At 69.8% G+C, this 13,192-nt stretch carries 12 protein-coding genes; 8 read left to right on the top strand and 4 right to left on the bottom strand.

Annotation, left to right across the window (positions count from 1 at the left end; all coding sequences use genetic code 11):
• Positions 1 to 270: 270 nt before the first annotated feature.
• Positions 271 to 1,032 (top strand): MerR family transcriptional regulator, encoded by a 762-nt coding sequence (locus tag ABZ027_RS07855; protein ID WP_356765495.1) that lies wholly within the window; start codon positions 271 to 273, stop codon positions 1,030 to 1,032.
• 19 nt (positions 1,033 to 1,051) lie between these two features.
• Here ABZ027_RS07855 and ABZ027_RS07850 read toward each other — a convergent pair whose 3' ends face one another.
• Positions 1,052 to 1,417, bottom strand: a complete 366-nt coding sequence (locus ABZ027_RS07850; RefSeq protein WP_356765493.1) for a YbjQ family protein — start codon at positions 1,415 to 1,417, stop codon at positions 1,052 to 1,054.
• Between the two features lie 141 nt (positions 1,418 to 1,558).
• Between ABZ027_RS07850 and ABZ027_RS07845 the strand changes: the two genes are divergently transcribed.
• Positions 1,559 to 2,536, top strand: a complete 978-nt coding sequence (locus ABZ027_RS07845) for a VTT domain-containing protein (protein WP_356765491.1) — start codon at positions 1,559 to 1,561, stop codon at positions 2,534 to 2,536.
• 37 nt (positions 2,537 to 2,573) lie between these two features.
• On the opposite strand, the gene ABZ027_RS07840 is transcribed toward ABZ027_RS07845, so the two are convergent.
• Together ABZ027_RS07840 and ABZ027_RS07835 are read right to left on the bottom strand one after the other, a co-directional pair.
• A complete protein-coding gene (locus tag ABZ027_RS07840) occupies positions 2,574 to 4,247 on the bottom strand; it encodes a threonine/serine exporter family protein (RefSeq protein ID WP_356765767.1) in 1,674 nt (557 codons plus the stop codon).
• A gap of 112 nt (positions 4,248 to 4,359) precedes the next feature.
• Positions 4,360 to 4,851, bottom strand: coding sequence for an inorganic diphosphatase (locus ABZ027_RS07835; protein ID WP_355780971.1), 492 nt, complete (start codon positions 4,849 to 4,851; stop codon positions 4,360 to 4,362).
• A gap of 79 nt (positions 4,852 to 4,930) precedes the next feature.
• Between ABZ027_RS07835 and dacB the strand changes: the two genes are divergently transcribed.
• The 6 genes from dacB (at position 4,931) to folE (ending at position 12,654) form a co-directional block, all read left to right on the top strand.
• Entirely contained in the window at positions 4,931 to 6,592 is a 1,662-nt protein-coding gene (gene dacB / locus ABZ027_RS07830; RefSeq protein WP_356765489.1) for a D-alanyl-D-alanine carboxypeptidase/D-alanyl-D-alanine-endopeptidase, read from the top strand.
• Between the two features lie 80 nt (positions 6,593 to 6,672).
• Entirely contained in the window at positions 6,673 to 7,800 is a 1,128-nt protein-coding gene (locus ABZ027_RS07825) for a zinc-dependent metalloprotease (RefSeq protein ID WP_356765487.1), read from the top strand.
• A 193-nt stretch (positions 7,801 to 7,993) separates the two neighbouring features.
• On the top strand, positions 7,994 to 9,025 hold the full coding sequence (gene tilS, locus ABZ027_RS07820) for a tRNA lysidine(34) synthetase TilS (RefSeq protein WP_356765485.1): 1,032 nt from the start codon (positions 7,994 to 7,996) through the stop codon (positions 9,023 to 9,025).
• Between the two features lie 60 nt (positions 9,026 to 9,085).
• Positions 9,086 to 9,646, top strand: a complete 561-nt coding sequence (hpt, locus tag ABZ027_RS07815) for a hypoxanthine phosphoribosyltransferase (protein WP_356765765.1) — start codon at positions 9,086 to 9,088, stop codon at positions 9,644 to 9,646.
• 208 nt (positions 9,647 to 9,854) lie between these two features.
• Positions 9,855 to 11,894 (top strand): ATP-dependent zinc metalloprotease FtsH, encoded by a 2,040-nt coding sequence (gene ftsH, locus ABZ027_RS07810; RefSeq protein WP_356765763.1) that lies wholly within the window; start codon positions 9,855 to 9,857, stop codon positions 11,892 to 11,894.
• A gap of 154 nt (positions 11,895 to 12,048) precedes the next feature.
• Entirely contained in the window at positions 12,049 to 12,654 is a 606-nt protein-coding gene (gene folE, locus ABZ027_RS07805; protein ID WP_356765483.1) for a GTP cyclohydrolase I FolE, read from the top strand.
• Between the two features lie 43 nt (positions 12,655 to 12,697).
• Here the strand turns inward: folE and ABZ027_RS07800 are convergent, their stop codons facing one another.
• Entirely contained in the window at positions 12,698 to 13,183 is a 486-nt protein-coding gene (locus tag ABZ027_RS07800; RefSeq protein ID WP_356765481.1) for a DUF3180 domain-containing protein, read from the bottom strand.
• Positions 13,184 to 13,192: the final 9 nt, after the last annotated feature.

Here is a 13,192-nt window from a genome sequence, read left to right as displayed (position 1 = left end):
GTACCGAGAAGGGAGCGGACGAATTGAATCCTCCCCCAGCTGAAGCAGGGGGATTCCTGGCTCACGCTGCCTGCGGGTCAGCGACCCAACAGGTCTTCCGCGATCAGCACCAGCCGGGTTGAAACCAGCCCGGTTTGGTACGGCAAAGTTTGGAGGTGTATGTGCTGTCTTGGCTCTCGATCAACACGATGTACGCGCTTGGTTCTCGCAACGTACAGCGTGCAGCTTACCCGACCGGCCTGAAGGCCAAGGCATTCTCGGAGAAACCCAGTGAGCTATTCCGTCGGACAGGTCGCCGGCTTCGCCGGAGTCACGGTGCGCACGCTGCACCACTACGACGACATCGCCCTGCTCGTCCCGAGCGAGCGCAGCCACGCGGGTCACCGCGGCTACAGCGACGAGGACCTCGACCGGCTGCAGCGGATCCTGTTCTACCGGGAGCTCGGCTTCCCGCTCGACGAGGTCGCCGCCCTGCTCGACGACCCGGACGCGGACCCGCGCGCGCACCTGCGCCGCCAGCACGACCTGCTGACCGCCCGGATCGAGAAGCTGCAGAAGATGGCCGCGGCCGTGGAGCACGCCATGGAGGCACGCACGATGGGCATCAACCTGACACCCGAGGAGAAGTTCGAGGTCTTCGGCGACAAGGACCCCGAGCAGTACGCCGAGGAGGCGGAACAGCGCTGGGGCGGCACGGACGAGTACGCCGAGTCACAGCGCCGGGCCGCCCGCTACACGAAGGACGACTGGAAGCGCATGCAGGCCGAGGTCAACGCCTGGAGCGTGCGCTACGCCGCCCTGATGGACGCCGGTGAACCACCGACCGGCGACCCGGCCGTGGCCATGGCCGAGGAACACCGGCAGCACATCTGCGGGTGGTTCTACGACTGTTCGTACGAACTCCACCAGGGCCTCGCCGACATGTACGTGTCCGACGAGCGCTTCAAGGCGTTCTACGACTCCATGCGCCCGGGGCTAGCCGAACACCTCAGGGACGCGATCAGGGCGAACGCCGCCCGACACACCTCCTGATGTCCTGGCCCGGGGGGACTTACTCCCGGGCCAGGACCACCGCCGTCCCGTAGGCGCACACCTCGGTGCCCACGTCCGCCGCCTCCGTCACGTCGAAGCGGAACGCCAGAACGGCGTTGGCGCCCCGCGCGCGGGCCTGCTCCACCAGCCGCACCATGGCCTGGGTACGGGTCTCCACGAGCGTCTTGGTGAGCCCCTTCAACTCACCACCGACCATCGATTTCAGGCCCGCGCCGATCTGGCTTCCGAGGTGCCGGGAGCGCACGGTCAGCCCGAAGACCTCGCCCAGTACCTCCTGGACCCGATAGCCGGGTGCGTCGTTCGTCGTCACCACCAGGACGTCCGGTTCGGGTCCCTGGCCGCCGCCGTATTCTTCGATGCCCATGACTCACAGCTTTGTCGCAGTCGGCGCACAGTGCATCCTGAAGCCGCTTGTGGAACCTGGGGCGGGCGCGTGGCGTTGATACTTTTGTGCGGCCCCACCCAGGACGCCGTACCTTCCTCCACCCCTCAGGAGCCCGGAACCGTGACGACGACGCTTGCGCTCGGACCGAGCTGGCTGGACCCCAACTATCTGCTGGACACATACAGCATCTGGGGTCTCCTGCTCATCGTCTTCGCCGAGTCCGGACTGCTGATCGGTTTCTTCCTGCCGGGCGACTCGCTGCTGTTCACCGCCGGCCTGCTGATCACCTCGGGCAAGCTGAACTTCCCGCTGTGGGGCGCGATCGCCCTCATCTGCGTCGCCGCGATCCTGGGCGACCAGGCGGGTTACATGTTCGGCAAGAAGGTCGGCCCGTCGCTCTTCAACCGCCCGGACTCCCGCCTCTTCAAGCAGGAGAACGTCACCAAGGCGCACGAGTTCTTCGAGAAGTACGGCCCGAAGTCCCTGGTCCTGGCCCGCTTCGTGCCCATCGTGCGGACGTTCACGCCGATCATCGCCGGCGTCAGCGGCATGCGCTACCGCTCGTTCGTGACTTTCAACGTCCTCGGCGGGGTCCTGTGGGGAGCCGGTGTCACCCTGCTCGGCTCCTGGCTGGGCAAGATCGACTTCGTCAACAAGCACATCGAGCTCATCCTGATCGCGATCGTCCTCGTCTCGGTGATCCCGATCCTGATCGAGTTCCTGCGGGCCCGCTCCAAGGCCGGCAAGACCCCGCCCCAGGCCCCCACCCAGCAGCACCCCCCGGTCATGGACGACGCGACGACCCAACTCCGCCGCATCCCCCCGACCGACCAGCCCCAGCCCCAGCAGCACTACGGCAACGGCGACCAGGGCGGGCAGCAGTACGGCTACGGCGACCAGGGCGGGCAGCAGTACGGCTACGGCGACCAGAACGGGCAGCAGTACGGCTACGGCGACCAGGGCCAGCAGTACGGCCAGCCCCCGCAGCAGCAGCCGTACGCCCAGCAGCACCCCCACCACCAGGGCCACCAGCAGCCGTACGGCACCCAGCAGGGCAACAACAACCAGCAGTACCCGTACGACAACGAGGGTTACTGAGGCACCACACCCCGCGCGCAGGCGGGCCCCCGGCGGCTCAGAACCCTCGTGTCCGCTTCGCCGCCCGGCGCCCCGCCGAGCTCTCCGCGCCCGGCAGCCGGAGGAACAACCGCGAGATCTCCGAGCCGAGGTTGACCCCGATGGCGATGGCCATGGCGAGCGCCGCGGCCTTCGACAGCGACACCAGCCCCCCGTCGATGTCGTTCTGCGCGATCGACAGCAGCCCGAAGTACGACGCGGAACCCGGCAACAGCGGCCCGATCGCCGCGGTCGTGTAGGGCAGCGCGGACGCGAACCGGTACCGGGACAGCAGTTGCCCGAACAGCCCCACCAGCCCCGCCGCCACCGCCGTCGAGGCGACCGGCGAGATCTCGCCCGCCGAGTGCATCGCGCCGTACACCGACCACGCGACACCGCCGTTCAACGTCACCGCCAGCACGGTGGATCGTTCCTGCTGGAGCAGCACCGCGAAGGCCAGCGACAGCAGCATCGACGCGCCGATCTGCCACAGCGGCCGCGGGGTGGTGGTCAGCGCCTCGTCGGGGTTGAGATGGGCGCCCAGTTGCACGCCGACGTAGAGCATCACCAGCACTCCGGCGACGATGCCCACGAAGAAGTACATGACCTCCAGCAGACGCGCGGACGCGGTGATGTAGAAGCCCGTCAGACCGTCCTGCACGCCCGCGACCAGAGCCCGTCCGGGCAGCAGCGCGAACAGCCCACCGGTGATCACCGCGGACGCCTTCACGTCGACGTCCGCCAGGGTCAGCGCGATCCCGATCGCGGCCGGCGGCATCGCGGCCGCGGTGAACTGGTAGAACTCCGGCAGCCCGCGCCCCGCGCACAACCACGCAAGCCGGTCGCCGAGCATCGCGCCCAGCGCCGCCGCCACGAAGACGAGCAGGTCACCGCCGACCAGTACGGAGGCAGCGCCCGCGAGCAGACCACTCGCCCCCGTCAGCGCCCAGCCGGGATACGGGTGCCGGTTCCGGCGGATCTCGGCGAGCCGCCGGTAGGCCTCCTCCAGGGAGATCGCCGTCTCCGGGTCGCTGAGGTCGTCCACCAGCTGGTACACGGCCGCCAGACGCGTGTAGTCGGTGCCCCGGCGGCGCACGGTCCGGGAGGCCGTCACCGGGTCGTCCACCAGGGACGGCTGGTACGAGATCGCCAGCAGCGTGAAGGTGACGTTCGGCTCGCAGCGGTCCAGCCCGTACGACCGGCAGACCGCGAACATCGCCGCCTCGACGTCCTCCGCGCCCTCGCCGCCCGCCAGCAGCAACTCGCCGATACGCAGCGTCAGGTCGAGCACGCGAGGGACGGCCGGGCCCTCTTCCTCCTCCGTCTTGTGCGCCGGTTCCGGCGCCGGCCGCTCGGCCACCGGCATCCGCAGCATCGTGCGCATCCGGTCCTGCCAGGGCAGGTCCTTGGTCAGACTGACCACGGGTATGCCGCTCGGCGGCGTGAACGCGGGCGGGGCGTGCTTGGAGCTGTAGGTCCTCGGCGGGCTGAACGCCGACCCCTCCGGCTCCGCGACGGGAGCCTGCGGCACGTCGAGCCCGTCGGGCATGGCGAACTCGGAGGTGGTCTCCGACTCGACGCCTGCCTTGGGCACGGCGAGCCCGTCGGGAAGGGCGAACTCGGACGTGATCTCCGAGTCGAAGACACCTTTCGCCTCGTCCGACTGGGGTTTGCGGTCCTCCCCGTACGTCACTGCGTAGCGCTCCCTGTACGACACGTTCGGCGTTCCTCAGTATGCGCACCGGCACGCGAACGGGCCGCGCCACCCCGGAAGGGGTCACGCGGCCCGCGGGGCGCATCGGCGATCAGTGGCCGCCGGACTCCTTGAACCGCTTGTACGACCGCTCGATCTCGGCCTCGGCGTCCGTACGGCCCACCCAGTTGGCACCCTCGACGGACTTGCCGGGCTCCAGGTCCTTGTAGACCTCGAAGAAGTGCTGGATCTCCAGGCGGTCGAACTCGGAGACGTGGTGGATGTCCCGCAGGTGCTCCACGCGCGGGTCGTGCGCGGGCACGCACAGCAGCTTGTCGTCGCCGCCGGCCTCGTCCGTCATCCGGAACATGCCGATCGTGCGGCACTGGATGAGGCAGCCGGGGAAGGTCGGCTCGTCCAGGATGACCAGCGCGTCCAGCGGGTCGCCGTCCTCGCCGAGGGTGTTCTCGACGAAGCCGTAGTCGGCCGGGTAGCTGGTCGAGGTGAAGAGGCGACGGTCCAGGCGGATCCGACCGGTCTCGTGGTCCACCTCGTACTTGTTCCGTGAACCCTTCGGAATCTCGATCGTGACGTCGAACTCCACCGGTGGCTCCTCCATGATCAACACATAGTTCTGGTGGTTAAGTGTCCCTCACGCAGGTGTGTGATCGCGAAAGGGGCTGGTGGTCGTGCCAGAGCTGAGGCCTTGGCGTGCCGCGAAACCGCATGTGACGCGGGTCGCGAACGCCGTCCGACCCCGTCTGGCAGGTGCCAAGAAAGCCGTACGGTCCCGAGTTCCGCGAACCGCGGACACCCTACGACCCCGCCTCGCCCGCGCCGCGAAGGCCGCGAAACCGCAGGTCGTGCGGCTGGCACGGGCCGCGGGTCCACAGCTCGCCCGGATCCCGGGGCCGAAGACCGCCAAGACCTGGCAGTACACCGCGACAGCCGCCACCGCCGGGCTGGCGCTGGCCGCCTCGGTGGTGACCGTGGCCGGACCCTGGGACTCCACCGGTCAGCGTACGGCCGAGCGGGACCGGGCGGCGGCCCAGGAACACACGGGTGGCGCAGATCACGACGAGGCGTCCGGTGTGCCGGGCGGGGCGCCGCGGCCCGCCCCCAGCGCCGCCTCCGTACTGGCCGCCCTCGGCCGCGCCTCGAACACCGTCAGGTCCGAGCCCACCGGGCAGGGCCTGTCCGCCACCCTGGCCCCGCTCCTGAAGGACGCCGCGCTCGGCGACCGCCAGGCGGGCGTGGTCGTGGACGTCACCTCCGGAAAGCGGCTCTACGGCGTGGGCGCCGACCTGGCCCTGACCCCCGCCTCGACCACGAAGATCGCCACCGCCGTGGCCGCGCTGTCCGCGCTGGGCGCCGACCACCGCCTCACCACCCGGGCCGCCCTCGAACCCGGCGGCAAGAACCTCGTCCTCGTCGGCGGCGGCGACCCCACCCTCACCGCCCGCCAGGACGCCGAGGGCTGGGCGAGCCTGCGCACCCTCGCCGCCGAGACCGCCGCCGCCCTGAAGAAGCGGGACATCCGCGCGGTGACGCTGTCGTACGACACCACCCTGTACACCGGCCCCGTACTTCACCCCATCGGAGTCAACGAGAACCTCGCCCCCGTCACCGCCCTGATGGCCGACGAGGCCCGCACGGACGACTCCACCAGGGGCCCCGTGCTCCGCGTGACCGACCCGCAGAAGGACGCGAGCCGCACGTTCGCCGCGTTCCTCGAGGACCACGGGATCAGGACGACCGCCCCCGCCCCCGGCAGAGCGACGGCCCGCGCACAGTCCCTCGCCACGGTCTCCTCACCCCCGCTGTCCGCCCTCGTCGAACGGATGCTGACCAACAGCGACAACGACATCGCCGAGGCCCTCGCCCGGCAGACCGCCCTCGCGACCGGCGAACGCGCCGACTTCGACGGCGCCGACCGCGCGATCACCGCCCAGCTGAAAAAACTCCGGCTCCCGCTGTCGGGCGCCGACTTCCAGGACGGCAGCGGCCTCGACCGCGCCGACCGGCTCACGGCCGACCTGCTCACCTCCCTGCTCGCCAAGGCCGGCGACCCGTCCCGCCCCGACCTGCGCCCGGTCCTCACCGGCCTGCCCGTGGCGGGCTTCAGCGGCACCCTGAGCAGCCGTTACGCGAACGGCGCGGCCGGCCTCGTACGAGCGAAGACAGGCACCCTGACCGGCGTGAACACCCTGGCCGGAACGGTGGTCGACCAGGACGGCCGGCTGCTGGCCTTCGCGTTCCTGGCGTCGGGCACGACCGATCCGGCGGCGGCCCAGGCGGCGCTGGACCGGGCGGCCACCGCCCTGGCCGCATGCGGTTGCCGGTGACCGGGCGCCCGCGCGCACAAAGACCGGTCCGGCCACCTCACGGCCTGCCCCAACAGGGGCCGCTCACGTACGGTTGACGCATGACGAGCATCGGTGGTGCCGAGATGGTCGACTGGAATCTCGCGGTCGCGACCGCGACCCGGCTCGTACGGCCGGGCCCCGACGTGAGCCGCGACGAGGCCAGGGCCGTCGTCGCGGAACTGCGCCGGCATGCCAAGGCCTCGGAGGAACACGTCCGGGGCTTCACTCGTATGGCGACGGAGGAGTCGCACGACACCCCGGTCCTCGTCGTCGACCGCCCCGGCTGGGTGAGGGCGAACGTCGCCGGGTTCCGGGAGATCCTCAAGCCGCTTCTCGACAAGATGCAGGAACGACGGGGCAGCACCCCCGGCGGTGTGGTCCTGGGCGCCGTCGGCGGCAAGGTGACCGGCGTCGAACTCGGCATGCTCCTGTCCTTCCTGTCCTCCCGTGTCCTCGGCCAGTACGAGACCTTCGCCCCGGCCACCCGGGACCTCCCGGCCGGCGGCGCCCCCGGCGGCGGCCGACTGCTCCTGGTCGCCCCGAACATCGTCCACGTGGAGCGCGAACTCGACGTGGAGCCGCACGACTTCCGGCTGTGGGTGTGCCTCCACGAGGAGACCCACCGCACGCAGTTCACGGCCGTGCCCTGGCTGCGCGACCACCTTGAGGGAGAGATCCAGTCGTTCCTGGGGGAGACCGAGGTCGACCCCATGACCGTGCTGGAACGCGTCCGGGACGCCGCCCAGTCCCTCGCGGGCGGGCGCCCGGAGGGCGAGGAGGACGAGGGCGGCAGGTCCCTCGTGGAGATCGTGCAGACACCCGCCCAGCGGGAGATCCTCGGCCGCCTCACCGCGGTGATGTCCCTCCTGGAGGGCCACGCCGACTTCGTCATGGACGGAGTGGGCCCCCAGGTCGTCCCGACCGTCGCGGAGATCCGCGAGAAGTTCCAGCAGCGGCGCGCCAAGGGCGCCTCCCGACTGGACCTCGCGCTGCGCAAGCTCCTGGGCCTGGACGCCAAACTCCGGCAGTACCGCGACGGCGAACGCTTCGTGCGGGCCGTCGTCGACCAGGTCGGCGTGGACGGCTTCAACCGGGTGTGGACCTCCCCGAACACCCTCCCGACGAAGGCGGAGATCGCCAAACCGGCGGACTGGGTCGCGCGGGTGCACCGCAAGGCCGAGTCGTGAACCCGGGCACCGCGGTCGTGAAACGAATCCGGCCGACGGCAGGCGAACGCCCCTTCAATCACCCGTCCGAGGGACCGTGAGCGAAGGGTAGGCGTGCAATGCTCGGGGAACGGCCCGGTTCTGTCACCATCTACACACTCTGAGTGACCGAGCTCGAGCTCACCCCCCGAAAACTTCATGAAGGGAACCGGACATGGGTCCCCATCCTGCGGTCGCGGCGATACGCCTGGCGGTCCGCCGCGTCCTCCACGACATCCTCAACGACCACCAGACCTCCGAGCACAGCTCGCACGAGCGCCCGCCGTCGCCGCTCGTGCTCGTGGCGTGCTCGGGCGGCGCCGACTCCATGGCCCTCGCCTCCGCCCTGGCGTTCGAGGCCCCCAAGCTCGACATCCGAGCCGGTGGTGTCACCGTCGACCACGGCCTCCAGCCCGGCTCCGACCAGCGCGCCGACGAGGTCGTCCTACGGCTGCGCGAACTCGGCCTGGACCCTGTCGACGCCACCGCCGTGACCGTCGGCCGCGAAGGCGGCCCCGAGGCGGCTGCCCGAGACGCCCGCTACGCCGCCCTGGACGCCGCCGCCGAACGCCACGGTGCCACCGCGATCCTGCTCGGCCACACCCGCGACGACCAGGCCGAAACCGTCCTGCTCGGCCTCGCCCGCGGCTCCGGCATCCGCTCGCTGTCCGGGATGGCGGCGGTGTCCGGGGGGCCGGGGGCGGCCCGCCGTTACCGCCGCCCCTTCCTGCAACTCGACCGGCAGACCGTCCGCAAGGCCTGCATGGTCCAGTCCCTGCCGGTCTGGGACGACCCGCACAACGCCGACCCGGCCTACACCCGCTCCCGGCTGCGTCACGAGGGTCTGCCCGCCCTGGAGAAGGCGCTCGGCAAAGGCGTCGTGGAGGCTCTCGCGCGCACGGCCCAGCTCTCCCGCGACGACGCCGACGCCCTCGACGCGTGGGCCGGTCAGGCCGAAGCCTCCGTACGGGACGCCGCCGGCGGCCTGGAGTGCGCCAAGCTCTACGCCCTGCCGCCCGCCGTGCGCCGCCGGGTCCTGCGCCGCGCGGCCATCGAGGCCGGCGCCCCCGCGGGGTCGCTCTTCGCCCGCCACGTCGAGGAAGTCGACCGTCTGATCACCGGCTGGCGAGGCCAGGGAGCCATCAATCTCCCCGGCAAGGTCGTCGCCCGGCGGCAGGGTGGCAGACTGGTGATTCGGCAAGGCTGATCCCGTCCTCCGTGAGGACGTCGTGGAGGGGCCGCTCAGCCGGTTGGACGACCGAAAGTGATGCGGGTGGACGCGAAAGACATGGGTTCCGACCTCCAGTCGGTGCTCATCACCAAGGAAGAGATCGACGCGAAGCTGGCCGAGCTGGCCGCGAAGATCGACGCGGAGTACGCGGGCAAGGACCTGCTCATCGTCGGTGTCCTCAAGGGCGCGGTGATGGTCATGGCCGACCTCGCACGGGCGCTGTCCACCCCCGTCACCATGGACTGGATGGCCGTGTCGTCCTACGGCGCGGGCACCCAGTCCTCCGGTGTGGTGCGGATCCTCAAGGACCTCGACACCGACATCAAGGGCCGGGACGTGCTGATCGTCGAGGACATCATCGACTCCGGCCTGACCCTGTCCTGGCTGATCTCCAACCTCGGCTCGCGTGAGCCCGCGTCCCTCAAGGTGTGCACCCTGCTGCGCAAGCCGGACGCCGCGAAGGTCGCCATCGACGTGGAGTGGGTCGGCTTCGACATTCCCAACGAGTTCGTCGTCGGTTACGGACTCGACTACGCCGAGAAGTACCGCAATCTCCCGTTCGTCGGTACGCTCGCGCCCCACGTGTACGGCGGTTGAGCCGGCGCGTGGACAGCGGCTGAGCCAGACGGCCCAAGCCCTGTAAGACGATCGGGAACCCCAGCGGGTTTCGCGCCGTTGGAGCATGCAGACGGGTTCGACAGCCCTCCCGTGCGGCTTCGGTCCACAATGCTGGGGTACCGTCAGAAGAACTGTCTTTATCAAACTCACTATGGCAGGAGGGACGGGGCGGCACCGCTCCGTATGGATGGACGTGAAGCGATACTTCCGTGGGCCGGTCATGTGGATCGTGCTGGCCGTCCTTGCCGTGGTCGTGTTGATGCAGGTCGTCGGCTCGTCCGGTGGCTACAAGACGGTGGACACCGGCCAGGTGATCCAGGCGATCAATGACAACAAGGTCGAGTCGGCCAAGCTGACCACAGGCGACGAGTCGACCATCAAGGTCGAGCTCAAGAACGGCGTAAAGGTCGAGGGCAGCTCGAAGATCCAGGCGAGCTACATCGGCGACCAGGGCGTGACCATCGCCGGCACGCTGCAGACCAAGTACCAGGACAAGCAGATCCCGGACGGATACACCGTCTCGCCGACGAAGCAGAACGCCTTCGTCGGGATCCTGCTCTCCCTGCTCCCCTTCGTCCTCATCGTCGTCGTCTTCCTGTTCCTGATGAATCAGATGCAGGGCGGCGGCTCCCGGGTGATGAACTTCGGGAAGTCCAAGGCGAAACTCATCACCAAGGACACCCCGAAGACGACGTTCTCGGACGTCGCCGGGTCGGACGAGGCCGTCGAGGAGCTCCACGAGATCAAGGAGTTCCTGCAGGAACCGGCGAAGTTCCAGGCCGTCGGGGCGAAGATCCCCAAGGGCGTACTGCTGTACGGCCCTCCCGGCACCGGCAAGACCCTGTTGGCGCGCGCCGTCGCGGGCGAGGCCGGGGTCCCGTTCTACTCGATCTCCGGTTCCGACTTCGTCGAGATGTTCGTCGGTGTCGGTGCCTCCCGAGTCCGTGACCTGTTCGAGCAGGCCAAGGCGAACGCCCCGGCGATCGTCTTCGTCGACGAGATCGACGCGGTCGGCCGCCATCGCGGCGCCGGCCTCGGCGGTGGTCACGACGAGCGTGAGCAGACCCTGAACCAGTTGCTCGTCGAGATGGACGGGTTCGACGTCAAGGGCGGTGTGATCCTCATCGCCGCCACGAACCGTCCGGACATCCTCGACCCGGCGCTGCTGCGTCCCGGCCGTTTCGACCGCCAGATCGCGGTGGACCGCCCGGACATGCAGGGTCGTCTGGAGATCCTCAAGGTCCACCAGAAGGGCAAGCCGGTCGCACCGGACGTCGACCTGTCGGCCGTCGCCCGCCGCACCCCCGGCTTCACCGGCGCGGACCTGTCGAACGTGCTGAACGAAGCGGCGCTCCTGACGGCGCGCGGCAACCAGAAGCTGATCGACAACCACATGCTGGACGAGGCGATCGACCGCGTCGTGGCCGGCCCGCAGAAGCGGACCCGGATCATGTCGGACAAGGAAAAGAAGATCACCGCGTATCACGAGGGCGGTCACGCCCTGGTCGCGGCGGCCTCCCCGAACTCCGATCCGGTCCACAAGATCACAATCCTCTCGAGAGGCCGTGCTCTGGGCTACACGATGGTCCTGCCGGACGAGGACAAGTACTCGACCACGCGCAACGAGATGCTGGACCAGCTGGCCTACATGCTGGGCGGCCGCGCGGCCGAGGAACTGGTCTTCCACGACCCGACCACCGGCGCCGCGAACGACATCGAGAAGGCCACGGCCACGGCCCGCGCGATGGTCACGCAGTACGGCATGACCGAGCGTCTCGGCGCCATCAAGTTCGGTGGCGACAACACCGAGCCGTTCCTGGGCCGGGAGATGTCGCACCCGCGTGACTACTCGGAAGAGGTCGCCGCGCTGGTCGACGAGGAGGTCAAGAAGCTCATCGAGACGGCGCACAACGAGGCCTGGGAGATCCTGGTCGAGAACCGCGACGTCCTCGACCAGCTGGTCCTGCAGTTGCTGGAGAAGGAGACGCTGAACAAGGAGCAGATCGCCGAGATCTTCGCTCCCATCGTCAAGCGTCCCCCGCGGCCGGCCTGGACCGGATCCTCCCGGCGTACGCCGTCGACCCGTCCGCCGGTGCTCTCCCCCAAGGAGCTCGCACTGACGAACGGCGCCAACGGCGCGACTCCGGCGATCTCCACCGCGAAGGCCACCGCCGCGGAGCCCGCTCCGGCGGCCGAGCCGGCCCCCGAGGACCGCCCGGAGAGCTGACCCTCCGGGTCCCTCGGACCCCGGTGGCCTCACCGCGGGCCCGGGATGGATTGCCGCGCCCCCCAGGTTCTAGCCTGGGGGGCGCGGCATTTCGTATGCCAGGGATGGAAGTGCGTGGTCCACACGCGCGACAGGCACAGGAACGAGGCACCACATGACCGACCCCGTGACGCTGGACGGCGAGGGCTTCATCGGCGAGTTCGACGAGAAGCGCGCCGAGAACGCCGTACGCGAACTGCTGATCGCGGTCGGCGAGGACCCCGACCGGGAGGGCCTGCGGGAGACGCCGGCGCGGGTCGCGCGGGCCTATCAGGAGATATTCGCGGGGCTGACGCAGAAGCCCGAGGACGTGCTGACCACGACGTTCGACGCGGGGCACGACGAGTTGGTGCTGGTGAAGGACATCGAGGTGTACTCGACGTGTGAGCACCATCTCGTGCCGTTCCGCGGCGTCGCCCATGTCGGCTACATCCCGGCCACCACCGGCAAGATCACCGGCCTGTCCAAGCTGGCCCGTCTCGTGGACGTCTACGCCCGGCGCCCTCAGGTGCAGGAGCGGCTCACCACGCAGATCGCGGACTCCCTGATGGAGATACTGGAGCCGCGCGGTGTCATCGTCGTCGTGGAGTGCGAGCACATGTGCATGTCGATGCGCGGCATCCGCAAGCCCGGTGCCAAGACGCTGACGTCGGCCGTGCGCGGCCAGCTGCGGGACGCCGCCACCCGCAATGAGGCGATGAGCCTCATCATGGCCCGCTAAGAGCTGTTAAGACCCGCTGAGGCCCGCTGAGGCCCGGCCGTCGTCACGTCGTGGAAGCCGCACCCGTGTTGTGGTCGTCGTCCTCCGGGAGTCGGCAGACGCGCTCCAGGAAGATGGCCGCCACTATGACGCCGATGCCCGCCAGGACCGAGAAGCCGGCGTAGATGGCCTGATCGCGGCGGGCGGGGATGTCCAGGGACTCCAGCAGGAAGACCCCGGTCCCGCCGTACATACCTGAAACCAGGGCCGCGACCAGGGCGCTGGACTGACCGAAGACGACCGCGCGGGCCGCCATCAGGGGATCGACGCCCTTGGCCTCCGGACGGCGCTCGCGCTGCGCTTTGAGCCGGGCGCGGATCGACAGCGCCGTGGCCAGGAGGACCACGGCGATCAGGCCGAGGACGATGGGCGCCGCCAGGGGGACGCTGGGCAGGGTCCCGACCGAGTTCCACAGGCGGGCGCCCGCCCAGGACAAGACCCCGGCGACGGCGAAGACGCCGATCAGCACCCTGATGCGCAGCTCTCTCACGGTGTCCCT

The organism is Streptomyces sp. NPDC006332, from assembly GCF_040612855.1.
Classification (GTDB): Bacteria; Actinomycetota; Actinomycetes; order Streptomycetales; family Streptomycetaceae; genus Streptomyces.
Note: the sequence above shows the minus strand (reverse complement) of the source record. Positions and strands in the feature narration are given on the sequence as shown.